23 protein-coding genes are annotated in these 22,754 nt (G+C 54.3%); 9 read left to right on the top strand and 14 right to left on the bottom strand.

What is annotated here, in order from left to right; all coding sequences use genetic code 11:
- Positions 1-19 precede the first annotated feature (19 nt).
- The gene (locus tag CPA50_RS11970) at positions 20-2,848 is read right to left on the bottom strand and encodes a DUF748 domain-containing protein (RefSeq protein WP_096782741.1); all 2,829 of its coding nucleotides are present in this window, start codon (positions 2,846-2,848) and stop codon (positions 20-22) included.
- 84 nt (positions 2,849-2,932) lie between these two features.
- Entirely contained in the window at positions 2,933-4,210 is a 1,278-nt protein-coding gene (locus CPA50_RS11965) for an MHYT domain-containing protein (RefSeq protein ID WP_096782740.1), read from the bottom strand.
- A 237-nt stretch (positions 4,211-4,447) separates the two neighbouring features.
- Here CPA50_RS11965 and pdxH point away from each other — a divergent pair, with 237 nt between their 5' ends.
- From pdxH to CPA50_RS11945, 4 genes are all read left to right on the top strand, one after another.
- Positions 4,448-5,083, top strand: coding sequence for a pyridoxamine 5'-phosphate oxidase (gene pdxH / locus CPA50_RS11960; protein ID WP_096782739.1), 636 nt, complete (start codon positions 4,448-4,450; stop codon positions 5,081-5,083).
- Positions 5,052-5,837: a 4'-phosphopantetheinyl transferase family protein gene (locus CPA50_RS11955; RefSeq protein ID WP_096782738.1), complete on the top strand. Its 786-nt coding sequence runs from the start codon at positions 5,052-5,054 to the stop codon at positions 5,835-5,837. The genes pdxH and CPA50_RS11955 overlap by 32 nt, the downstream gene beginning before the upstream one ends.
- 19 nt (positions 5,838-5,856) lie before the next feature.
- On the top strand, positions 5,857-6,477 hold the full coding sequence (locus CPA50_RS11950; protein ID WP_096782737.1) for a DNA-3-methyladenine glycosylase I: 621 nt from the start codon (positions 5,857-5,859) through the stop codon (positions 6,475-6,477).
- Between the two features lie 102 nt (positions 6,478-6,579).
- Positions 6,580-7,044, top strand: a complete 465-nt coding sequence (locus tag CPA50_RS11945) for a DUF3429 domain-containing protein (RefSeq protein WP_096782736.1) — start codon at positions 6,580-6,582, stop codon at positions 7,042-7,044.
- A 58-nt stretch (positions 7,045-7,102) separates the two neighbouring features.
- Here CPA50_RS11945 and CPA50_RS11940 read toward each other — a convergent pair whose 3' ends face one another.
- The 7 genes from CPA50_RS11940 to CPA50_RS11910 form a co-directional block, all read right to left on the bottom strand.
- Positions 7,103-8,545: an aspartate kinase gene (locus CPA50_RS11940; RefSeq protein ID WP_096782735.1), complete on the bottom strand. Its 1,443-nt coding sequence runs from the start codon at positions 8,543-8,545 to the stop codon at positions 7,103-7,105.
- Between the two features lie 53 nt (positions 8,546-8,598).
- Entirely contained in the window at positions 8,599-9,864 is a 1,266-nt protein-coding gene (gene ectB, locus CPA50_RS11935) for a diaminobutyrate--2-oxoglutarate transaminase (RefSeq protein ID WP_096782734.1), read from the bottom strand.
- 158 nt (positions 9,865-10,022) lie between these two features.
- Positions 10,023-10,532, bottom strand: coding sequence for a diaminobutyrate acetyltransferase (gene ectA, locus CPA50_RS11930; RefSeq protein WP_096782733.1), 510 nt, complete (start codon positions 10,530-10,532; stop codon positions 10,023-10,025).
- Between the two features lie 148 nt (positions 10,533-10,680).
- On the bottom strand, positions 10,681-11,631 hold the full coding sequence (locus CPA50_RS11925; RefSeq protein ID WP_096782732.1) for a metallophosphoesterase family protein: 951 nt from the start codon (positions 11,629-11,631) through the stop codon (positions 10,681-10,683).
- A complete protein-coding gene (locus CPA50_RS11920) occupies positions 11,628-13,034 on the bottom strand; it encodes a sodium:solute symporter family transporter (RefSeq protein WP_096782731.1) in 1,407 nt (468 codons plus the stop codon). The genes CPA50_RS11925 and CPA50_RS11920 overlap by 4 nt, the downstream gene beginning before the upstream one ends.
- A gap of 205 nt (positions 13,035-13,239) precedes the next feature.
- A complete protein-coding gene (locus CPA50_RS11915) occupies positions 13,240-14,208 on the bottom strand; it encodes a radical SAM protein (RefSeq protein ID WP_096782730.1) in 969 nt (322 codons plus the stop codon).
- 95 nt (positions 14,209-14,303) lie between these two features.
- Entirely contained in the window at positions 14,304-16,487 is a 2,184-nt protein-coding gene (locus CPA50_RS11910; RefSeq protein WP_096782729.1) for an FAD-dependent oxidoreductase, read from the bottom strand.
- Positions 16,488-16,671: 184 nt separating this feature from the next.
- Between CPA50_RS11910 and CPA50_RS11905 the strand changes: the two genes are divergently transcribed.
- The 3 genes from CPA50_RS11905 to CPA50_RS11895 all read left to right on the top strand — a co-directional run bounded on the left by CPA50_RS11905 (position 16,672) and on the right by CPA50_RS11895 (position 17,955).
- Positions 16,672-17,292 (top strand): RNA polymerase sigma factor, encoded by a 621-nt coding sequence (locus CPA50_RS11905; protein WP_096782728.1) that lies wholly within the window; start codon positions 16,672-16,674, stop codon positions 17,290-17,292.
- Entirely contained in the window at positions 17,286-17,546 is a 261-nt protein-coding gene (locus tag CPA50_RS11900) for a zf-HC2 domain-containing protein (protein WP_096782727.1), read from the top strand. Before CPA50_RS11905 ends, CPA50_RS11900 begins: the two co-directional genes overlap by 7 nt.
- A gap of 97 nt (positions 17,547-17,643) precedes the next feature.
- Positions 17,644-17,955 (top strand): EthD family reductase, encoded by a 312-nt coding sequence (locus CPA50_RS11895; RefSeq protein ID WP_096782726.1) that lies wholly within the window; start codon positions 17,644-17,646, stop codon positions 17,953-17,955.
- Positions 17,956-18,020: 65 nt separating this feature from the next.
- On the opposite strand, the gene nrtS is transcribed toward CPA50_RS11895, so the two are convergent.
- The 3 genes from nrtS to CPA50_RS11880 all read right to left on the bottom strand — a co-directional run bounded on the left by nrtS (position 18,021) and on the right by CPA50_RS11880 (position 20,057).
- Positions 18,021-18,347 (bottom strand): nitrate/nitrite transporter NrtS, encoded by a 327-nt coding sequence (nrtS, locus tag CPA50_RS11890; protein WP_096782725.1) that lies wholly within the window; start codon positions 18,345-18,347, stop codon positions 18,021-18,023.
- Between the two features lie 122 nt (positions 18,348-18,469).
- Positions 18,470-19,159, bottom strand: coding sequence for a TVP38/TMEM64 family protein (locus CPA50_RS11885; RefSeq protein WP_096782724.1), 690 nt, complete (start codon positions 19,157-19,159; stop codon positions 18,470-18,472).
- A 46-nt stretch (positions 19,160-19,205) separates the two neighbouring features.
- Positions 19,206-20,057 (bottom strand): DUF547 domain-containing protein, encoded by an 852-nt coding sequence (locus CPA50_RS11880; RefSeq protein WP_179397215.1) that lies wholly within the window; start codon positions 20,055-20,057, stop codon positions 19,206-19,208.
- 257 nt (positions 20,058-20,314) lie between these two features.
- Between CPA50_RS11880 and CPA50_RS19465 the strand changes: the two genes are divergently transcribed.
- The gene (locus CPA50_RS19465) at positions 20,315-20,467 is read left to right on the top strand and encodes a hypothetical protein (RefSeq protein ID WP_179397214.1); all 153 of its coding nucleotides are present in this window, start codon (positions 20,315-20,317) and stop codon (positions 20,465-20,467) included.
- Between the two features lie 91 nt (positions 20,468-20,558).
- Positions 20,559-21,314: a YiiX/YebB-like N1pC/P60 family cysteine hydrolase gene (locus CPA50_RS11875; protein WP_096782722.1), complete on the top strand. Its 756-nt coding sequence runs from the start codon at positions 20,559-20,561 to the stop codon at positions 21,312-21,314.
- Between the two features lie 6 nt (positions 21,315-21,320).
- On the opposite strand, the gene CPA50_RS11870 is transcribed toward CPA50_RS11875, so the two are convergent.
- Both CPA50_RS11870 and CPA50_RS11865 read right to left on the bottom strand, forming a co-directional pair.
- Complete coding sequence (locus CPA50_RS11870) at positions 21,321-21,515, bottom strand: hypothetical protein (protein ID WP_096782721.1); 195 nt, start codon at positions 21,513-21,515, stop codon at positions 21,321-21,323.
- A 19-nt stretch (positions 21,516-21,534) separates the two neighbouring features.
- Positions 21,535-22,749 carry a YeeE/YedE family protein gene (locus tag CPA50_RS11865; protein WP_096782720.1) on the bottom strand — a complete coding sequence of 405 codons (1,215 nt, stop codon included), beginning with the start codon at positions 22,747-22,749 and terminating at the stop codon, positions 21,535-21,537.
- Positions 22,750-22,754 lie beyond the last annotated feature (5 nt).

Below are 22,754 nucleotides of genomic sequence, written 5' to 3'. Positions count from 1 at the left end.
CTGTGTAATCCAGGGGACCTCAACGGACGTCCAGCGTAAAGCCGACAATCACCTTGCCATCATCCGCAACCTCGGCGTTACGTGAAGGATCAAGCATGAATAACTGGCTCGCCGGAACCTCATGGGTATCCCTCAGCAGTTCCTGCAGGGCATCGCCCCGCGCGCTGGCAAGATTATTCAGTGCTTCAGGCGCCAGTACCTGATCTCCGGCCAGGTATGCTTCACGGGCTTCTGCCCACTCCTGTTCTGACAGCCCTGCTCCCTGGCTGGCCGCCAGTTCATTCCGCAGAAGTACCAGCCCGTCAACCGAGGGTGCTGCTCCCCCGCGAATATTCAGCAACAAATCCGGGCGGTCAAGCAGGGCTTCGGCGAGAACGGCCAGCTTTTCAGGTTCGCCCGGAGCCAGTCTGGTCGTACCTGGCTCGAAACTCACCTGCCCCAGCTCTTCACCGCTCAGACCGGCGAGCTCAGCAATGGAACCCAGAACGCCGAACGGAGATGTAGCGGCTTTCGCCAGCAAATTTACAAATGTCCGCATGACCACCTGGCCAATCCTGAAATCAGGGCTGGCCAGGTCGCCGCTGATTGGCAAGTTAACTTCGATAATCCCTTTGCTGTCCTGCAGCAACGCCAGCCCGAGCTTAACCGGCGCATTAACGGCCTGTTCGCTGGCAACGGCCTTCCCCAGCCCGAGACGATCCATAACAATCCTGTTCGATGCCTTGATTTGGCTGCCGGTAATCTCGTAGTCAAGATCCAGATCCAGCTTTCCGCTGTCCACACTGTAGCCTAGATAACGGCCGAAGTAGGGCGAAAGAGCCGGCAGGGACACGTCTTTCATAGTCAGTTCAAGATCGGAGGTTTCCTCCGTCCCCAGGGTGCCAATCGTACCGTCAAATTCAACACTGGCATTCCCTCCCACTCGCCCTTTCAGAACGACCTTGCCTTGCTGGGGCAACACATTGCTAAGGCCGGTAACTGTACCATTGAGCCGGTCGAGTGAGGTTGTAAACGCCGGATCAAGGGTTCGGTCCGTGTAATCAAGCGCCCCTTTCTCAATCAGCAACTGGCCAATGCGGAAGATAAACCGGGCCTGTTCTCCAGCATCCTGTTCTGGTGCGGTGGAGGCTCCATCCGCCTCGGACTGAAGAACTATCTGCTCTATGTTATGAATACTGTTGGTGTTGCGCACCAGATTAATAGCTGGCTGGGCAAGAGTAACTGTGCCAATTTCCAGTCTGGCCGGGTGCACGTTGTATTCAACAGGAGCCAGACGCAATGTCTGCCATGAGAGCAATCGCTCACTGCTGCCGGGCAACTGAAGATTCAGCCCTGACACCTCAGCGGTACCGCTGAAGGTGCCAGTCAAGGGTTCCTGCTGACCATCCAGATCCAGGTTGCCATCCAGCCCCAGAGTACCTTCTGCAATCGCAAGGTTTGCGAACTCCTGCAAATAGGGATCAAATGCTGCGAGCCGAAGATCCGAGCCAGAAATAGCCGCTTCGAACGTAAAAGGTTGTGGTGTAAGCTGGCCGTTCAACGAAAGCCTGCCACCGCTGGCCAGTGCTGTCTGCAGTTGATATGACATGGGATCTTCCATCCCGCTGTCCATGCCACCTGTGGTCAGCGATAGCTGTTCCAGTGCAAGTTCGGCGGGCGACCCCGGTTGCTGATCCTGCCAGAGCACCCGGCCTCCGGAAAGACTGATGCCACCCAGCGACCAGCGAAATGGCTGCGCAGCCGCTTCGGGCTCCGATGCGTTCGTGTCTGACCCTCTGGTCTCGCTCTCCTCTGCAAGTTCAGCCAGTGCAACAATCCAGTCAATATCTCCTGTTTTGTTCCGCGCCAGCGCGATATCGGGCTGTTCCAGCGAAATCTGCCCGACACTGGCTTCACGAGTATTGAGGTCAAACCCGATATCGTCGATGGCTATGGACCCGGCAGTCAGCCGGGTCTGTTCGCTCTGCGTATCAGGAGCCAGGGCAAGATCCTCCACCAACAAGCGGCCATTACTGGTGGAAAAATAAAGAATATCACCCGCCTGAAGCTCATAATCGGAGTGAACTGTTACCATGCCTCCACGCAAGTCGTAGGGAAGGTATGGGGCGAGGAAATGCCCGAGAGTCTCGTGATCAATGCCGGAAACAGCGAGGTTGCCACTGGAATAAAGCGGTGTAATGCTGAGATTGCCCTGCCATTCAATGGTCTGACTACCCAGAGCGGCCTGCAGGTCATAATCGCTGTTGCGGTCATCCCGTTGCCAGGTGGCGAGATCGCTCAGAGAAAGATCCAGAGGTGTGATCCGGAATTCCATCATATCTGACTGGGTGAAATCCCGGAACAACAGCTCCCCGCCGCTTACTGTAAGCTGTTCAAAATACAACGAAGGCAGTGCCTGATTTTCGTCTCCGCCCGCCTGATCTGTTGCTTGCCCGTTGCCCTCTGCACTGGCAGTCTGAAAGTCCCGCACGAAATTCACACTGTAGTCTTCCAGCAGGTCCAGCCGTATAAAGGGTTCCTCAAGCTCAATATTCTCAAAACCCACAACACCACTGACAAGCTCAAAGAAATCCATGTCAATGATCAGCCGGTCGATACCAACAACAAGCTCTCCCTCCTTGTCATGCGCCAATGCTCCAAGGGCTTCGACACTCAACGCAAAAGGGTTGGCGCTGATATCGGCAATCTCCACCTGCCACCCCATGCGCTCGCCCAGCTGTTCCGGGATCAGCTTTTCCAGCCACCATGGCAAAAGCAGAAAGCCAGCAAAGCTATACAGAATCAAAAGAACCAGAAATCCGATCACCAGATTCCGGGGTATACGACTGTGTTGACGGCTCTGAGCCACGGATATCTCCTCATGAGCGGCGGTTTACCGGGGCGAATGTGCCACCGGCCTGCTCACAAGGATAGACGGCCAGGTGCCGCTTTGTCAGCTGTTCAAGGCCGGGGCGGCGGCTGTCAGCTCTGTTTCCCTGGTTATATCGGTGAATCGGCCGATCTCGCCCGGGTCTCGTGGCACCATTGCAGCCCGTATGAGCTTTCGTGTTGAATTGCCGGTTACCGGATATACGGACTGACCGGTGCGCCAGAGTACCTGCATGGAAGTTGTGCCAGCATGCTCCCGGATCCACTGGTACATGGAGGTATGTCGTGCACTTTCATGTTCAGGCACCAGAGCAAAAAAGCTGTTCGGCGAATACCGGGCCAGGAGTACATCTCTGGGCATCTGTTTCCTGAGCGGCTCGCTGATCTTGCTGACCAGCAGATTGACCGACTCACTATCCATGCCGGAAGACAGCTCCCGGAAGTTGGCGACCTCCAGGTAAACCAGTGCAAAGGGATTTTTCCGGGCGTCACCCAGGGCAAATATATCCAGCATCCGTTGCTCAAGGGCGGAACGGTTTGGTAGGCCGGTAGCGGAGTCTGAAAAAGCCAGTTCCGCAACTCGCTTATCGTCTTCAACTTTGTGTTCGGCCAATTCCCGGCGATAGCGAACATCCAGTGCAGTCACAAACAAGGCTACAGAAAGCAGAGCCATGCAAAAGATTGCCAGGGGGATACCCATCCAGCTTCCACGCAAACCATTATCAATGGCGGGAACGGCGCCTTCCGGGAACGTCATCGCCATCATCCCGGTATAATGCATGCCACAAATCGCCGCAGCCATCACCAGCGCAGCTATAAACTGAACGACCAGGGCACTGGAGCCTTCCATTTCCTGCAACTTCCGGCACAAGGCCAGAGCGGAACCCGAGGCGACAATTGCGATTGCAATGGAAAGCACCAGAAAACCGGTATTAAACACCGGTGGTGCGGACATCTGCATGGCGTACATGCCGAGATAATGCATGATCGCTATACCGCTGGCCATGGACAGTGTTGCACCGACAAACAACACAGAGCCCAGCTGCTTTCGGCCAATAATGTGCAGGGCAATGCCCGAGGCTGAAACCGCTGCAAACCAGGAAACTAACGTCATAGGGATATCAAAGGACATGGCCATTTTCATTGGCATTGCCCGCATCCCTACGAAATGCATCGTCCAGATACCCGTCCCCATCAGAAAAGCTCCCGACGCCAACCAGCGCCATCGCTCAACACCTGTGGCACTAACCAGCCTCGCGCCGAAGTACAGAGCCGCGTATGCTGCCAGAACAGCAACAAGGAACGAAGACATCACGAGGGGCAAATCGTACGCAGCTATCATCTTGATCAACTCTTCTCTTTGAATGTGTATATTGGCCACTTCCGCCAGCTATGGCTGGCGGGCCTGACTCAGGGCGCAAGGGTATACGAAAGTCGTACGGACCCGATCCCACTTTATTGTTGTCTTTGTGTAAATAATTACGACATAAGCGGCGCTGACAGCAAGCCCTGAACCCGATATGCTCAGGAGTCGTACCTGTGCCGCGCTATTGTTTGAACGCAAATGAGAGGAAGGTTTATGGACATCGGTGATATGCGTCGGGATTTCGAAAGTGAAGGGATTGATCGCGAAGCGATGAACAGCGACCCGGTCATGCAGTTCGAAACCTGGTTCGGCGATGCCCGGGAAGCGGGTATTCTCGAACCCAACGCCATGTCTCTCGCCACCACCGGCGCCAACAGCATGCCAGACCTGCGTACAGTGCTGCTGAAATATTTCGATGAGCGCGGGTTCGTGTTTTACACCAATTATGGAAGCAGGAAAGCTCAGGAAATTGACGAGAACCCCCGGGCAGCCCTGCTCTTTCCATGGATCGGCCTGAACCGGCAAGTGCGTATTCAGGGCCATGTCGAGAAGGTAAGCAAAACCGAGTCCCTGAAATACTTTGCCTCCCGCCCCAGGGGTAGCCAGATTGGCGCATGGGTATCCGAGCAGAGTAAAGCCATTACCTCCCGTGGACTGTTGGAGCAGAAGGTCGCAGAGATGAAGCGTAAATTCAGTGAAGGGGAAGTGCCGCTACCCGGGTTCTGGGGTGGTTATCGGGTAGTTCCCGAGCGCATCGAATTCTGGCAGGGTCGCCCAAGCCGCCTCCACGATCGCTTCGAATACGTGAGGGACGGCGATGGCTGGCTCATCCAACGACTCCAGCCCTGATCTCACACGAGATCAGCCGAAGCCGGCCATCCAACTGTGTCACCAGACAGGACAAGTACCGGAAGCTGCGCCGGACTGGCTGACAGCTTATGAGCTTGAAAGATTTTCCGGTCTCAGCGGCACCCGTGCGGCAGAATTTCTCACCAGTCGGTGGCTGATACGCCAGGCTCTCAGTAAGGCCGGTTCTGCAAAGCCAGACTGCTGCTGGCCAGAGAATGGGCGCCCGACAACCTCTGCCAGCCCTGCGGGCTGGCATCTTTCACTGAGCCACAGCCACGGATTGTCCGCTTGTGCCACCCAATACGGCTCTGCACTGGGCATAGACATTGAACCCAGCAAGCGGCACCCACAATGGCAAAAGGTGGCCAAACGCTGGTTCTCACCCATCGAACAGGAATGGCTGTTTCAGGAGGACGATGCTCACACATTCCTCCGGGCCTGGACCCTCAAGGAAGCGTGGCTGAAGGCGACTGGCCGGGGAATAGCAGGTAATCTGCAAACCTTGGAGATACGCCGGAATTTCGAACTCTATGGCGATCAGCCAGACGATCACTGGCAGGCCTGTGCCTTTTACACGGAAGGCTTTCTATGCTCACTTGTTTTCAGGCAAACCGAAGGCGGCCATTTCGGTGCATGGCCAACCATCACCTTGCTGGAACCACCCCCCGAAGACTATAGCCTGAGCATAGCAGAACCGCTGGATACACACTGGGAACCCATGTTTCAGCGCAGAATCCGCTCAAAGCGCAGATAAAACCCCGGAGAAACGCCATATGCCCACTGAACCCCAGGATAACCCGGCTTCCACAACTCCGGGTACAATCAGCCGTTGCCCATGGTGCGGCACCGATCCGCTGTACATGCATTACCATGACACAGTCTGGGGCAGGCCCGAATACGACGACCTGGCTCTTTTCGAAAAACTCTGCCTGGACGGCCAGCAAGCCGGCCTGAGCTGGATCACCATTCTCCGTAAACAGGAGAGCTACCGGGCCGCCTATGATGGTTTCAGCCCGGAAAAGATCATTCAGTATGACGATGCCAGAATCGCTGAGCTTATGCAGAACCCCGGCATTGTAAGAAACAGACTGAAAATACAGTCAGTCATCAAAAATGCCAGAGGGTTTCTGGATATACAGGAGAGGGGCGCAGGCTTTTCAGATTTCCTCTGGTCGTTCGTGGGAAACAGCCCCATACAGAACAACTGGCAAAACTTTGATGAAGTACCGGTTACCACTCCGGAGTCCGAAGCCATGTCCCGGGCGCTCAAACTGGCCGGGTTTACCTTTGTTGGCCCCACCATTGTTTATGCGTTCATGCAGGCTACCGGCATGGTCAACGACCACATGGTTTATTGCCCACAGCACGCACAGTGCCGATCGCTGGCTCAATGATCTTTAATGCCTGCGGACTCGTACACTCTGAAGAATAAGACATCCCGAAACCTCAGTACGGATAATTCGGGTTCAGAAGCAACGGGTTCAGGGGCAATAAGCGTGATTTCAGTAGCGAGACTTGCAGTTCTGGTGGGAATAGCGGGGCTGATACCCTTCATTGCCTTTGTTGCTGCTCTTTTTACAATGCCGCAATACAGCGTCTCTCTACTGGGATATTTCTACCTGTACAGCGCCGGCATTCTGGCCTTTATGGCGGGAGTATACTGGCCCCTGGCCATGCAGCTGGATAACCGCTGTTACCCGCTCTCTCCGCTGGCAACCATACTATTGAGCCAGATATTCTTTGTTACCGCGGGTATAGGGCTACTGCTGAACACACAGGCGCAGATACTGCTCTACACCCTTTCGTATCTTGCCCTGTATGTCACTGATGCACGATGGATGCGGGCATACTGGCCAGCCTGGTATCTTCGTCTGAGGCTGGTGCTTACCCTCGTTTCTGTACTGTGCCAGCTGGCCGTCGGCGCCTGGTTCTTCCTGATCCACTCCAGCCACGGCGTCTAGAGCCCGACTGGATTCCGACCTCAAAGCTGTCTGTGACAGCTCAGAAGGTCGGAGATCATCAGGCTGCAACAATAGCGTAACCATGGTTATGGGGCTCAACCAGAACACCGTGCAAAGCGATGATCGCTTTCTCATAGTTGTCCTCATCAACCACAAACTGGATATCAACCTGTCGCATACACTGGTGCACCGCCAGCACATTGATTTCTTCATCGGCCAGAACCTTGACCGACCGCGAGAGAATACCCGGCATCTTTATATCACTACCAATAGCGGAAACCACCGCTACTTTACGGGTGCTTATCTCACCGTTGGGGAACTCGACTTTCAGCGCCTCGACGACACGCTTGATGTGCTTGAGTGTGCTGTCCACATAATGGGTAATCGTATTGGCGTTAGTATCCTTGGCCATGAAGCGCACTTTGAAGCGGCTCAGGATATCCAGGATACGACGATCCGAGCCAGGCTCTCCCTGCATATCCTGATCAAACACCTCAATGGCAAAAACACCCTTGGCACCGGCAATAATCTCGACCTGCGGTTTTTCACTGACGTAATCACCGGTGATCAGAGTGCCCGTGTGCTCAGGTTCAAAGGTGTTCATCACCCGCAGCGGGATCTCCGCCTGGCGCAGGCCCTTGCCGGCACGGGGGTGAATAGCTTCCATACCCAGGTTCGCCAGCTGGTCCGCCACATCGTAATTAGTGCGCCCCAGAGGAACTACTTTTTCCGCACCCACAATGTTGGGGTCGGCTGAACTCAGATGGTATTCCTTGTGGATGACCGCCTCACGGGCCTCAGTAATGACAGCAACGCGGCTGAACGTCATTTCACTGTAGCCGCGGTCGAAGGTGCGCATCAGACCTTCCTGACACTGCGCGTAACCGGTCACGATCGGAAGCTCGCGGGTCAGATCAACGGCATCAAAAGCCTGCTTCAGCTTCTGGTCAAGAGGCAGCAGCTCACTGTCACGCCAGCCAGTAAGATCCACAAAGCGTGCGTTGATGCCTTCCTGCTGGAGTTTCAGAGTCGTGTTGAAGGCACTGTGCGCCTCGCCAATACCAGCGAGCATTTCACGAACTGTCAGCAAGTGCTCTTCCAGTTGGAACTGGCCATAGGAGCACAGGCGCTGCAGGTCAATCAGACAGCCCCTTACACCTTCAATACGGTCAGTAATAAACTGATCTGCCTGCTGCTTGAGCATGGGATCTTCAAACAGTTTACCGTTGATATCGGTGACAAACTTCACCAGCTTGGTCAGATCGTCACCCCAGGCCCAGTCGGACTCTGCATCGGCAAACAGAGCATATACACCGGGCTCGCCGGTCTTCTTGTGCTCCAGCAGTTCGTTGGTCACCCCGCCGTAAGCGGACACCACAAAGATACGCTGATAGAGATCTTCCTTGCTACGATTTGCGACAATAATGTTATCGCGCACAGTTTCGTAGTTGTTCATTGAAGTACCGCCAATCTTCTCAACGGTATGTAATTGACTTGTCATATTCCTACCCTGGCTTACCCTGCAGTCTGAATCTCCGGAATGGCGGGGGCGTCTTACGACGCCTTCCTGATCCCTTCCTGCATGATTTCATCGACACTTTTTGCCAATAGTCCGGCACCCAGTTTCAGATCTTCCTTGCTGGTGGTCAGCGGCATCAGGCACTTGATAACCTCATCATTCGGACCACTGGTCTCGATGATCAGCCCGTGCTCAAAAGCTCGTCTGGTAATCGGGCCTGTAACATCTGCATCTGTCGCTTCAATGCCTCGCATCAAACCGCGCCCCTTCATTTTGAACTCACCCGGGTACTTATCGCAAATCGCCTGCAATGCGTCGCCCAGAACCCCGGTTTTTTCTTTGACTTCATTGGCGAACTTATCGTCTTTCCAATAAGTCTCCACTGCCGTGCGGGCGGTAACGAATGCCATGTTGTTACCCCGGAATGTCCCGTTATGCTCACCTGAACTCCAGATATCCAGTTCCGGCTTGAGCAGCACCAGCGCCATCGGCAGGCCGTAGCCACTAAGAGACTTGGAAACAGTGACGATATCCGGCTTGATTCCCGCAAACTCGAAGCTGAAGAACTCACCGGTACGACCATTACCCGCCTGAATATCATCCAGAATAAGCAGCATGTCGTGCTTCTTGCACAAGGCTTCCAGGCCTTTCAGCCACTCAGCACGGGCAGCATTCAGACCACCTTCGCCCTGAACCGCTTCCACAATTACCGCTGCAGGTACTTCAACACCGGAAGAGCTGTCAGACAGCAGCTTGTCCATAACGGCAAGGGTATCAACATCATCACCCAGGTAACCGTCGTAGAACATGAAATCGACGTTGCTCAGAGGCGCGCCAACACCACCACGGTGGTGCTTGTTACCGGTTGCAGCAACCGCGCCCATGGTCACGCCATGAAAACCATTGGTAAACGAGATAATACCAGTACGGCCTTTTACCTTACGCGCCAGTTTCAGGGCTGCTTCAACGCAGTTAGTACCAGTCGGACCGGTAAACTGCATTTTGTAGTTCAGGCCACGAGGATCAAGAATGTACTTCTTGTAGGACTCGATAAAGTCATGCTTGGCCGTGGTGAACAGATCAAGGCCCTGGCTCACACCGTCTGCTTCAATGTATTCAAGCAATGCTTTTTTCAGAATATCGTTATTGTGGCCGTAGTTCAGAGAGCCGGCACCAGCCAGAAAATCCAGGTACTGCTTGCCGTCTTCAGTGTAAAGATGCGCGTTTTTGGCACGATTGAAAATCACTGGAAAGGCACGGCTATATACACGTACTTCAGATTCAGTCTTGAAAACTTCCATTATATTTCCTCTTGGCCTGTCGGCTTTTGAATAGAGTTCTGTAGCGATGGTGGGATGGGGCTGAGAGCAGGGCGCGCAGGCAGACAAACCGCCTCTTTGAAAACGCCCGGAAAAGCTCTGAAAGCCCACCAGAACTGACTTGGAGGTGCTTACTGAAGCTACCTGGAGAAAGGCCCGATGCGCAGCAGAAATTCAGAATCGTGCTGGCCGCCAAAATGGGTGCCTTTCTCGAAATGCTCATGGTGCTCAAGCTCCGCGCCCATATCCCGGGCAAACGAACGGAACAATGCCCAGGAAGCTTCGTTGTCGGCGGTAATCGTGGTTTCCATGTGGGTAACGTTTTCACACGCTTCCCGGGCCACTATGGCCTTGAGCATCCGCTTGGCCAGACCCTGTCCACGACCCTTCTCGTGGACAGCCACCTGCCATACAAAAACGGTCTCGGGCTTTTTTGGGGGGATGTATCCGGAGATGAAGCCGACCAGATCGCCGTCTTTCTCCGCAGCTACGCCGGTATCGGCGAAATCGCTGCACTGCAACAGGTTGCAGTAAATTGAATTGGGGTCAAGCGGAGGACATTCCGCCACCAACTGGTGGAGCCTGAAGCCATCATCCTTGACGGGTGTACGCAGGGTGATGGCGGTGGTATTCGATCCTTCTGAGGTCATATCGTGGTCAATTCACCTTAAAATTTAGAGTTAAATTATATAGACCACAAAATATATTTCAAGTCAGGCCAATAAACGGCCCCACAGAATCCTGAAGCACCTGCCTCAATAACAGACCAGACCAGACGGTCCGCCAGCAATAGAAAGATTAAAGAACCGGAGGAAACACAAGGTCGGCAGACGTGAGCGAAGCACCTCCCAAAACACGCTCCCGGTAAGAAAGCGCGGCCGGGGTGCCCGCAGGCCAGAGGCGGTCAAACTGTGCCAGCCACGCATTGAGGTCATAGTCTACCGGCACCAGATCAACACAAAGCTCACCAGCTACAATGCCTGCAACAGGCTCAACTTCCGCGGCCGTGCGGCTTATGCGGGTAATAAGCCCTCGGGGATCTGCCCTCAGGTTACCCATACCGGCAGAGCCGTTATTGACCACTGCGCAAGAGCGACCATCAACATCTCCCGCCCAGAGAACAGGAAGACAAGTATGTGTGGCAGCCATCACGTCCGCCCCGGAAGCGCGGAACCACTCTTCAACCTGTTGCCCATTGCCAGCCGCAAAGGATTCATGGGCCAGGCCCCAGCCAGCAAGGGATTCCGGGTCACCATGCAACACCAGAATCTTTAGGCCTCCAAACAACAGACAATGATATCTGGGAAGAGATGCCAGGCGCTTCTGAATATCCGGATGCGCTCCGGCAACATCCTGAAGCTTGCCCATAATCTGGTTGGAACGCTCAACAACACCCTGATCAACAAAATCAGGATAGGCACAACCACAACCAGCGCCGACACTGGGAGTGCTCAGTTCGTAATCCACATTACCCAGGCTGGCGGTATGGCTGAGCACCCGGTTATTAATCTCCCGGAACAGTTCATCACTGGCATTAAACCAGTTGAAATCGCCGTTAAAGACCAGCTTTACACTAAGGCCCTGACGTTCCTCAGCCAGGGCCATGCGTTCGATTTCATCCAGCGCAAAGGGGTTACCGTAAAGCCCGCCAATAACATAGAGAACATCCTCAGTAACCGGCGTGCTTTGCCCGCACAGGGAAGCTGGCTGGTAGCGGTAAGCCAGGGGACAACTGCGGCCTTCCGTCATCGTACTTCTCCCGCAGTCAGAGATTTACCAGCCAGCAAGCGCAAGGCCAGCGGCAGGAAAAATCCCGCACTGCATATGAGGAATCCATAGGCATTAACGCCGAGCAACATGGCGTAATTACCATCACCAATAGCCCAACTTGCCGGGATAAGACCGATTGCCAGCATCAGTCCCAACCCGAGACCGGTCCAGAAGCTCAGGTGAAAACTCCACGGCGACCAGCGGGTGAACCCGTAAAACAAAAATACCGGCGCCAGCCCCATCACCATGGTGCCGGAAATGGTAGTAGCCTTGAGAATGTCTGTACCGGCAAACATGGGCAGGTTGCCAATCAGCGCGAACACCGTCATCACCACCGCGCCCACCCGCATACTGGGTAACCGTTCCGCTGCACGCTTTGCCAGCCGCGGAAGATCAACCGCCAGGGATTTGGCCAGCGAGGTAAAGGTGGAATCCAGAGTAGAACCTGCGGAGGTCATCATCACCACACTCATGAAAAACAGCGCAGCCAGCCCCAGCGACTGCCCGACAGCGGCCGGCGCATTGCCCATGGTTTCAATACCATTCAGGCGGGCATGAACCCCTACAAGGCTGAACAGAAATACCGCAACAAAACCAAGCAAGCCGGCAACCACAAAGCTCTTGAGCATGGTTTTTTCCTTGTTCACAAACCCTCTGTCTGTAAGCACGGGGTCGTGAAACGGATAACTGAACATCTGCAACAGCGCCACCAGCAGCAGGTCAAAGCCAGCATTCAACCGGAACTCACCTTCGTTCAGCAACGCCGAGGTATCGTTCGCCGGGATAATCATGAACAACACCGCGCCCAGGAAAAACACAAACACAAACGTCTGAATAACGTCTGTAAAAATGGAAGAACGCAGCCCGCCCTTAAGGCTGTACGCAAGCGTAAACCCAGTGAACACCATAGCTGCAACGTAATACTCCCATTCACCAGGCAGCCCGAAATAACCACCCACAACCGCAGTATTACTCCAGACCTCGTTATACAGCCGGATCAGAATAGCCGCCGCAAACGCCAGCCCTGCAAAACGCCCAAAACGCGAAGTAAGAAAATCCTGCAGACTCCGGGCACCAGTCTGGGTACGAATCAGATAAATGATATAGCCGGCCACCGGAATCGACAGCCAGTAACTGGCATAGGCCAGCCCCCCGGTCACCCCATAGGTTGCCCCAAGATTTGCCGCATTGGTTACCGACTTGGCAAAAATCCAGCTGATAAAAATGCTGGCCGTCAGTGACCACTGACTAACCGGATTACCCTGATCATCCGCGCCTTTATAAAAAGACTCCGGATTCCTGCTTTTTGGCGACAGCACATACATAACCACGCCATAAACCAGCAAGAACCCCCAGAACAGGGAAGCTTCTGTGATGTTCACTGTTGTTTATTTCCTCATTATGTTCCGGGTTTGCCCCCAGAACTTTAACCCGGGGCATTACTCAGTTTTTTAATCTGGAGATAACGGTTCCGGTGGGCGGGGGGTGTGTCTTTATTTTCGCCGGAAAAAATGTCTGAGCGCAGCGAGTTGTTTTTCCAAGAAAATAAAGACACACCCCCCATGCCGCCAACTCCAATACGTAAAATCAACCAGGCGCCGAACAACTAGCCCCATAGCGATAACAGGAAAAACACCGGTGGTGCCGCAACATAATGCGCTCATCCATGCTCTCCGCCAGCGACCCACCCAGATCATATTGCGGATCATCGTCTACCAGCGTGCACGCATAAACCCGCACCGAATCACCCTTCTTCACAAGCATCCGGGTATAGGTACACATAAAGTGTGACCGGCTCTGAACCGTTGGATACTTATCCATACAACTCTCGGTAATCTCAGGGCTGCCGTCTTCCGAGCCCGGCGTACCCAAATCAGGAAACGCCGTAAACGCCAGACTCTCCGGAATCTGCCACTCGCGGAATATTTCCCGGAACGCAGCTTCCACCTCAGCCGGAACCTCACCCTGATCAGTCTGACGGGCAATGGAAACCTTGAACCCCTGATCAACCAGCCAGTGAATACCCTCCAGCGCCTGATCAAAGCTCCCGGCACCGCGATCCTTGTCATGCCGGGCGCGGTCAGGAAAATCCAGACTCACCCGGAAATGAATCGGATAGGGGTTATCCAGTAACGGCAACACCTGATGCCTGCGTTTCAGCAGCGGCTCAGTGGCATTGGTCAGCACAAAACAAGGCCTGTGCTGGCTGGCATAATCCAGAATGTTCACAAAATCACGGATCACGAAAGGTTCGCCACCAGTGAACGAAAACTGCTCCACCCCCATATCCAGGGCTTCGTGAATAAACGGCTTTACATCGCTCAGCTTCATACCGGGAATGCGGCCATCACCCGGATGGCTTCCCTCCAGACAGAAAGGACAAGCCAGGTTGCAGGCCGTGCCGGTGTGAATCCACAGCTCTTTCAGTTTGACGGCATCGATGTAACCCCTGGGGGTGCCATTACGAGTGTGAGTCCAGCTATCAAAAGCTCTGGACTCCAGTACTTCTACCGCCGGAATAAGCTTTCTGGCAGGTCGGGTTTTTGTCAGGGGCATAAATGCTCCTCAGTTGTTCCGGAATAAGAGCGCTCGATCACGGTTGACGCCGATTGTTGCGACTGTCGCCCGAGGTTTTCAGCACCCGGTTATTTCTATACGTTTCGCTGGGCTGAATTGGTCTGGCCTTTGCCCCGACGCCAGCTGTGCAGTTTCTCCAGCAGCTTCAGAATACCTTCAGGGGCATGGGCACGCTTCCACTCTCCAGCCGCGTATTTGGCCGACTCATTCCATGTCGGGTAGGGGTGAACCGTCCCCAGAATCTTGTTCAGACCCAGCCCATGCTTCATTGCCAGAGTGAATTCCGCGAGAATCTCGCCCGCATGGGAGCCGGCCACCACCACACCAAGGATCTTGTCCTTGCCGGGCTGCGTCAGGATCTTTATAAAACCGTAGTCTTCACCCTCGGTAATTGCACGATCCAGATCATCAAGACCGTATCGGGTGATTTCGTATGCAACACCCTGTTCTCTGGCCTCAGCTTCACTGAGCCCAACCCGAGCCACCTCTGGCGACGTAAATGTCACCCAGGGCATTACCCGATAATCCACCCGGAAACGCTTGAACTGGCCAAACAAGCCGTTTACCGCCGCATACCAGGCCTGGTGAGCAGCCGCATGAGTAAACTGATACGGGCCAGCCACATCACCACAGGCGAACACGTTGGGGTAACGAAGGCTCATATCGTCTTCAACGGGCACAGTTCCATTGGGCAGGGTTTCGATACCAATCTTGTCGAGCCCCAGGCCTTTGGTGTTCGGGGCCCGGCCCACTGCGACCAGCACCTGATCAAAAGCAATACGAACCCGTTCGCCCTTATGCTCGCAGTAGACTACTTTTTCTCCATCTTCGATGGCGAATTCCTTTGCCGAATGTTCCAGGCGAAGATCGATACCATCTTTTTCAAACTGGAGTTTCACCAGTTCTGATACATCACTGTCTTCTTTCGCCAGCAACCGGTCACCCCTTTCTACCTGAATCACCTGACTACCCAGGCGGGCAAAAGCATGGGCCAGCTCGGAACCGATCGGACCGCCGCCCAGCACCAGCAACCGCTCCGGCTGCTCCTGCAAATTCCACAGGTTGTCGGAGTTCAGAGGTTCCATTTCTGCAAGCCCTGGAATCGGCGGCATGGCCGGTTTTCCCCCAGTGGCAACGATAATGCTGCGAGCAGTCAACCGCTCAGTGCGACCGTCGTTGTGCCTGACCTCCAGTTCCCAGGGCGATACAAAGCTTGCCTCTCCCGAGATGCAATCCACGCCCAGTTTGCTGTACCGCTCAGGGGAGTCATGGGGCTCTACCTTCGCAATCACCTCTTGAACACGGTTCATGATGTTCTTGAAGGAACCTTTAACCGGCACTGACTCCAGGCCGTAGCGGTTGGCATTACGCATGGTATCGGCAGCCTTGGCGCTGCGGATCAGTGCCTTGGACGGCACACAACCTGTGTTCAGGCAGTCACCACCCATCTTGTGCTTTTCAATCAGAGCTACTTTGGCCTTAACAGCGCTGGCAATGTAAGCCGAGACCAGACCTGCCGAGCCACCGCCAATCACCAACAGGTTGTAATCAAAACTCTCAGGCTTCTGCCAGCCGGCATATACCTTGCGGCGGCGGATAAAGCCCACCACGAACTTGGCAATCAGAGGGAAAATTCCGAGCAGGGCAAAGGAAAGCAGCAGGTCAGCGGAAACGATATCACTCGTAGACTGGATCTGACCCAGCTGGGTACCGGCATTGACGAAGACAAAAGTCCCGGGAAGCATGGCAATCCAGCTTACCAGAGCGTAGGTCCGCAGCTTCATAGACGTCAGGCCCATGGCGAGGTTAATCAGGAAAAAGGGGAATACCGGTACCAGCCGCAGAGTAGCCAGATAAAACGCACCGTCTTTTGAAATTCCCCGATCCATCTTCGCAACGGTTTCCGCATAGCGCTTGCGCAATGTGTCCCGCATGAGGAATCTGGCCACCAGAAACGCCAGAGATGCACCCAGGGTTGACGCAATCGAAACCGCCACCAGGCCATAAAAGTTGCCTAAAAAGGCACCGCCTGCCAAAGTCATTATGGTGGCCCCAGGTAACGACAGAGCAGTTACTACCACATAAATGGCAGCATAGCCGACAACCGCCACCAGAAGGTTCTGGTCAATCCATTGTGCAAGGGCACTCTGGTTTGCCTGCAGGTTCTCGAGGGTCAGCAGCTTGTGCCCGTCGAAGCCGAGAAAAACGGCAACGATCACAGCAATGACCAAAAGAAGTAAAAGCTTGCTACGAGTCATATCCATGCCTTTTAAAATATTGGAATCAGTTCGTTGATTTCATTCAGACACGGTCACCAGCTAAATGTTACACAGGGCTGAATTAAAATTTTTGAGCGATCGCTCTAAAATACAGGAACTTTTACCGAATCAGAAACACTAAAAAAAAAATGACTATCCAAAGACTGATAAGGAACGGAAATCCATGGCCACTACAGCGCATCCGGACCCGCAAAGTTCACTGATCGACGACCTGAAACGAGGCAATTCATCCGCCTACAAAGAGGCAGTTCGGGAATACTCTCCGGGAATGTTAGCTGTAGCCCGGTTCTATCTGGACCACTCCAGTGCTGAGGAAATAGTCCAGGACTGCTGGGTTACGGTGATTGATGCCATTCAGAAGTTTGAAGGCCGTTCCGGCCTGAAAACCTGGCTGCACCGAATCGTCGCTAACCGCTGCAAGAACAAGCTCCGGACCAGCAACAGGGAGGTAGCCACTGACTTTTCAGAAAGCCTCGACCCGGAACTTGCCGACCGTTTCAATGCACAAGGCCGCTGGGACCTGCCACCCAAGCTCAAGTTCCATGAATCCGCAGATACATTAATGGAAAATGATGCGCTCAGTGGTTGCCTGGACAAACACCTGTCGGCACTGCCTGAAACCCAGCGCTCAGCTCTGATGCTTTATGAGGCCCACCAGCACAAATCTGAAGATGTCTGTAACATTCTGGATGTCAGTGCATCTAACCTTCGTGTACTTTTACACCGCGCAAGGCAGAAGATCTTTCTGATGGTAGAAACGTTTCAGGAGACAGGCGAATGTTAATGTGCAGGGATCTGGCAGGCATAGCCAGTGACTACATAGATGGTGAACTCACGAGCCGGCAGAACCTGTCCGTGAAAATGCACCTGATGATGTGCAAGGACTGCCGCACATTCATCGGCAACCTCCGCGCCAGCACAGACCTGATGAGGGCTCACTCATCAGGCAGGCCGGACGAGGAATTCATGCGCCGGATTGACGAGCGGGTAGCGGAAGCACTCAAAACATGGAAACCCGGGGACGGGGAGAAAGAGTGATCATTCAAATCTTGTTCTAAAGTGCCATTGGCCAAACGCACCTGGCGCGGTTCAATGAAGGTCTCATGTTCGAACTCCAACAGGCGAGGCCCCAACAATGATAAAAGTCAGCGTACTCTACCCCAGGACTGCAGATAGCACTTTCGACATAGCCTATTACCGTGACACTCATATGGCACTGGTTCGTGAAAAACTCGGAGACGCCTGCAAGGGAACGGCTATCGAATCAGGACTGGCAGGAGGTGCACCGGGAGAACCACCCGTCTACATAGCCATGGGACATTTGTTTTTTGACTCTGTAAGTGACTTCGAGGCAGCGTTCGGACCCCACGCCAACGAGATTCTGAGGGATATCCCGAATTTCACGAACGTACAACCTGCCGTTCAGATCAGCGAAATCATTGATTAAACGACTGGGGCCGGCGGGTTTTCCGACTCACCCGGCCCTCAGGGGTAACGCCCTGTTCCGGAATGCTACAAAACACCTTCCCGGGACTGAATCTGTTGTGCTTCCTCATGCACCCTCTGTTCCGCGACCTCGGCGTCCCGGCGAAGGTGAAGGTCCTTGCTGACGCTGGTATACGTTGACACCATATATGGAACGCAATAAGTCAGCACCACCTTTACCCAGTCCACCGAACCCGCACCAGCAATCGCCTCCCACTGATTGATCAGAACCAGAAGCGTGCCAACGATTGCAGCCAGCTTCGCAGCACGGCGAGGCGTACCATAGCCTACCGCCAGCTCATAAGCCTCACGGCAATGTTGGAACGGGCGACGCAGAGTTTTCAGAAAGGACATAAGGCTACCCGTGATTTGCGCATATTATATAGTGCAGACGATTGCTGAAGGTTCATTATGGTATCAAAAAAGGACAGGAACCAAGACAAGATCCCTCTGTTACACAGACAGCACCTGAAACTTCAGGCTCTGTCCAGCTGCAGAAAACGAGACAGGCGGGAACCAGGATTCCTGCTGAGATACAGCGGGAGTATGCTCATGATCAGAAGGATGGCAACCGCGGCAACCACCGTCAGCGCGGGGCTGAGTTCAAAACTGTGGCCCAGCCCGGCAAACACAAACGTCATGGGGAGCATCCCCAGAGTTGTCGCGATCGCATAACGCCAGAAGGATATTGCAGTGACGCCGGCTGCATAGCTGATCAGAGCAAAGGAAAACAGCGGAATCAGGCGCGTCAGCGCCACCGCGATGAACAGAAAGCGCTGGGATCCGGAGGCAGAGAAAACCGGGTTGTTCCCCAGTTTGCGCCGGACCGCCTCACGCCCCAGAATCCGGGCCAGATAAAAAGCAATAATGGATCCGGCAAGGGCGCCCGACACCGCAACCGCAGTTCCCGTGAACATGCCGTATGCAAGCCCTGAGGCTGCGCTAATGGGCAATGTAGGAATCGGCCCGACAACCACTGCGAGGACCATCAGCAGCATCAGCAACAATGGCCCAAACACCCCCTGACCGTTAAACCACTCAGACAAAGCTTCCGGCGCCAGACTTACCGGCATACCCAACTGACGAAGAAGCAGCCAGATGCCCCCCATCACGAATGCGATAATGATCAGAAAAGTAAAACGGAAAGCCCATTGTGAACGGTTCATCAGGTTATTCTACTGGCCATGAGGTAACTATGCACTGGCACCTGCTTCATTTGGAACCCGCTATTCCCATATTCGCAGGCAGATTAAGAGACCAGTCATAATCGATGTAATCCAGCTCATTCGTCCCCGCCACCTGCTCTGCAACAGTGTCGCTGGCCCAACGCCGGATAAAGGCCCTCACCGAGCCCTCAGCCTCAACAAAGTCCTGCTTGTACCACTTGAACAGCTCTGTGCCATACAAAGTGTTGCCTGACACCTTAAGATGGTGCTGGGTATTGAACGCCCGGCGAGTGTTCTCCTGCAACAGATCCTCAAGGTTGGTGGCCGTGTAGACCTGATCACGTAACGGCGGGCAACCCACTGATGCGCAGTTTACGGCGAAGTGAACCCGGGCATCCTTCCAACCCCTGGTTTGATAGCCCTCACCCAGCAATACGCCTTTTTCGATCTGGCTCAGGCTGAATCGCTCCCCACCAATCACGAAGTTTTCCCGATCAAAAACACTGTCAACAAACGGATTGACCCGGCCACCGTAATCCCAGACGGATGTGACAAGTTCACCACCCGGCCGCTCCGTAAGAATCTGTTCAAGCATGAAAAAATTGTAGGCATTAATCCAGAAGGCTACCGACTCTCCCCGGGCTTCCAGGGTCCCGACATCAAATTCCGCCAGAGCATTGCGTTGCTGTTCCAGCAACTGCACCAGATCTGTATCCGCCAAGGCAGAGGAGTAATCAAAAGCAGAAACCAATCCGTCACCGGGCAATGCCTGTTCGATGAGATAACCCGAAAGCAGGCGCTGGTATGGCTGGTATAGCTCCTCATTAACATCTGCCCAAACCAGGCCCGGCAGAAGGACCCATGCAAAAAAACCTGTCACTAGCCGATATCTACTCATAGTCACTCCCGGATCAGTTTAATCATTAGTACTGCAAGACGATGACTACAGACACGGCCAGGGCTGTTTTGTTACACCCCCAACACCTGAAGAAATGAAATAAACGAGACTGACGTTCCCGCCCTCTCCAGCATGCAAATAATCCGTAACACTCGGATTGTTGGTGTGTCCAAAGAGTGCAAGCCACACATCAGGATGTTGACTGAATTCACAGCAACGCGAATGTGGCCTCTATACAAACCAAAAGGAACAGAATCATGAAAACCTTAACACTGGCAGGCGCTCTTATTGTTTTGGCATTCACAGCAACAGCACATGCAGAAGGCGTAAGTGCCGAAGATATCGAGCGCGGAAACAACCCATCCTGCTACCATATCCAGGAGGGTGGGAACCAGGGTTCAGTCAGCTAAGCAGTGAACCCTGCTTCACAAACCCGGACGAACCCCAGGCCTCCTGGGGTTCTGCCTGTTGGGGGCTATCAACACACAACCGGAGTGAAGAATGCTTTTGAACTGGCTGGCGAAACACCTCGCCGCTTACCTTTCCAGGCAGGTGGCACAGCATTCAGTGCCCACATCAACCTACGAAGCTCTGGAAAGAGCACTCCAGCCCGGAGATGTTCTGCTGGTGGAAGGTGATGCCCGCATCAGCGTGGCTATAAAATACCTGACCCAATCAACCTGGTCTCATGCGGCTCTGTATCTGGGGCCTGATGCTGGCCTGGGAACATCAGAAGACGGAGAGCCCTGCACACTGATCGAAGCGGACCTGGAAGCCGGTATCCGCCCCTTACCGCTCTCCTTCTACCGCCACAGCCATACCCGCATCTGTCGTCCGGTGGGGTTGAATGAAGAGAACATTCACGCGCTCACAGACTATGCCCTGAGCCGGCTGGGCCACCAGTATGATATGAAGAACGTATTTGATCTGGCACGCTACCTTATCCAGACGCCCCCGGTGCCTGCACGACACAGATATAAACTGCTGTCATTTGGCAGCGGCGACCCTACCCGGGCTATCTGTTCCACGTTTATTGCCGAAGGATTCCAGCGCCTGCGCTATCCGATCCTGCCGACCATCAACACCATGCCATCAGGCGATCCAGACTGCACAGACTGCATTCGTGAGCATTACAGGATCCGGCAAACATCCTTGTTCACACCGAGGGATTTCGATGCATCCCCGTATTTCCGGATAATCAAACCAACGCTGGAAGACAACTTCGATTTCAGGGCTATCAACTGGGCAGACCTCTGATCTGCCTCAGTTGCGGGTTGAGGGGCAGGGTGCGCCGCAAGGTGCACAGGCGGATTCATCCCGCTGCGTCAGTGCGGTTTGTACATTCCCCTGCCCGGAATTAAAGGCAAAGGTGGGGCTGTTAAGGTGATCCACCACAATCAGCGCCAGAATAACGCCAAGCATGATCAGAATCCGGCCCCGGCTATATGCTTTGTCCATAGTGGCTAGCTTCTCCATATCACTCAGGTAACCGGAACCAGGGGCGCAGGCGAATACCTACAAACGACCCTGCGAAAGCACAGGCAAACCAGATCCACGCGTGCAGGCTGGCCGATGAAATACCGGAAAACAGCGCGCCAATATTGCAGCCGAACCCCAAACGGGCGCCGTAACCAAGAAGCAGTCCACCCACCACGGCGGCCAGCAGTGGACGGCGCTGGGGACGGTTCCGGCTGGCCTCGTTAAAGCGATTGGCAAGGCCTGCCGCCAGCATGGCACCAAGCAACAACCCGAAGTTCATTACCGAAGGAATATTGGTCAGCAGGGAATCCTTGAGCGCCATCGCCGGGTAGTCCCACTGCCAGAACTCAAACTGCGACATATTTACGCCGACAGCTTCAAGGGCCTTGGCACCCCATACGTTAAAAGCAAAGGTCACACTCCAGGGCGAACCACCGATACCCAGTGTCAGTGCGTTTCCCGCAGCCAGAATCAGGATGGCCCAGGTAAACGGCCAGCGACCGCTGATCAGAGTCCTCAAAACACCGTGTTCCTGACCTTTCCAGAGCAGTTCGTTCCGCTCGATAGTTCCGTGGGCCTTGCGCTCAACCCGGTTGACCCAGCGAGCTATCAGGCCCAAAGCCAGAAGCTGAACAATAATCGCACCGCTGACACCGAAGGTATTAACCAGAGGTACCGGATCGAAGCCGGGCTGATCCAGCCACCAGGGCAGATGGATAGAGCCAAGCACCGCACCGGCAATAAAAAATACCAGGGTAACTACCATGCGGATATTACCGGCACCTACAGTAAACAGCGTGCCCGAACCACAACCGCCACCCAGCTGCATGCCAATCCCGAACATGAAAGAACCAACAACCAGAGACGTACCCACAGGCGCAACAGCACCCACAAGGCCGGCCTGCCCGCTGTAGAGCATGGGCACCATAATCAGAGAAGACAGGGCAAACAGCATCAGCTGGGCTCGCATACCGGCACCGCGCTTTTTAAGCACCAGATTACGCCAGCCTGCTGTAAATCCGAAAGCACCGTGGTACAGGGCCATACCCAGCACCGTACCGATCGCAAACAGGGCAACCATAAACGGTGCCGTTTCCAGCCAGATAAGCCCGCCAAGCACGCCCAACCCGGCAAGCGCCGTCAAAACCACGAAACGGTCAACAATCCAGGCCGACGGCTTCATCCCAGCCTGAAGTACAGCAGATTCACTCATTCAAT

Origin of the sequence: Marinobacter sp. ANT_B65, from assembly GCF_002407605.1 — a bacterium.
Taxonomy (GTDB): domain Bacteria; phylum Pseudomonadota; class Gammaproteobacteria; order Pseudomonadales; family Oleiphilaceae; genus Marinobacter.
The sequence above is the reverse complement of the archived record's forward strand: the minus strand, read 5'-3'. Positions and strand labels throughout refer to the sequence as shown.

Coding starts and splice junctions, on each gene's coding strand:
- CPA50_RS11965 (WP_096782740.1), bottom strand. CDS start 4,210: ATGATAGCTGCGTACGATTTGCCCCTCGTGATGTCTTCGTTCCTTGTT.
- pdxH (WP_096782739.1), top strand. CDS start 4,448: ATGGACATCGGTGATATGCGTCGGGATTTCGAAAGTGAAGGGATTGAT.
- CPA50_RS11955 (WP_096782738.1), top strand. CDS start 5,052: ATGGCTGGCTCATCCAACGACTCCAGCCCTGATCTCACACGAGATCAG.
- CPA50_RS11950 (WP_096782737.1), top strand. CDS start 5,857: ATGCCCACTGAACCCCAGGATAACCCGGCTTCCACAACTCCGGGTACA.
- CPA50_RS11940 (WP_096782735.1), bottom strand. CDS start 8,545: ATGACAAGTCAATTACATACCGTTGAGAAGATTGGCGGTACTTCAATG.
- ectB (WP_096782734.1), bottom strand. CDS start 9,864: ATGGAAGTTTTCAAGACTGAATCTGAAGTACGTGTATATAGCCGTGCC.
- ectA (WP_096782733.1), bottom strand. CDS start 10,532: ATGACCTCAGAAGGATCGAATACCACCGCCATCACCCTGCGTACACCC.
- CPA50_RS11925 (WP_096782732.1), bottom strand. CDS start 11,631: ATGACGGAAGGCCGCAGTTGTCCCCTGGCTTACCGCTACCAGCCAGCT.
- CPA50_RS11915 (WP_096782730.1), bottom strand. CDS start 14,208: ATGCCCCTGACAAAAACCCGACCTGCCAGAAAGCTTATTCCGGCGGTA.
- CPA50_RS11910 (WP_096782729.1), bottom strand. CDS start 16,487: ATGACTCGTAGCAAGCTTTTACTTCTTTTGGTCATTGCTGTGATCGTT.
- CPA50_RS11905 (WP_096782728.1), top strand. CDS start 16,672: ATGGCCACTACAGCGCATCCGGACCCGCAAAGTTCACTGATCGACGAC.
- CPA50_RS11900 (WP_096782727.1), top strand. CDS start 17,286: ATGTTAATGTGCAGGGATCTGGCAGGCATAGCCAGTGACTACATAGAT.
- CPA50_RS11895 (WP_096782726.1), top strand. CDS start 17,644: ATGATAAAAGTCAGCGTACTCTACCCCAGGACTGCAGATAGCACTTTC.
- nrtS (WP_096782725.1), bottom strand. CDS start 18,347: ATGTCCTTTCTGAAAACTCTGCGTCGCCCGTTCCAACATTGCCGTGAG.
- CPA50_RS11885 (WP_096782724.1), bottom strand. CDS start 19,159: ATGAACCGTTCACAATGGGCTTTCCGTTTTACTTTTCTGATCATTATC.
- CPA50_RS11880 (WP_179397215.1), bottom strand. CDS start 20,057: ATGAGTAGATATCGGCTAGTGACAGGTTTTTTTGCATGGGTCCTTCTG.
- CPA50_RS19465 (WP_179397214.1), top strand. CDS start 20,315: ATGAAAACCTTAACACTGGCAGGCGCTCTTATTGTTTTGGCATTCACA.
- CPA50_RS11875 (WP_096782722.1), top strand. CDS start 20,559: ATGCTTTTGAACTGGCTGGCGAAACACCTCGCCGCTTACCTTTCCAGG.
- CPA50_RS11870 (WP_096782721.1), bottom strand. CDS start 21,515: ATGGACAAAGCATATAGCCGGGGCCGGATTCTGATCATGCTTGGCGTT.
- CPA50_RS11865 (WP_096782720.1), bottom strand. CDS start 22,749: ATGAGTGAATCTGCTGTACTTCAGGCTGGGATGAAGCCGTCGGCCTGG.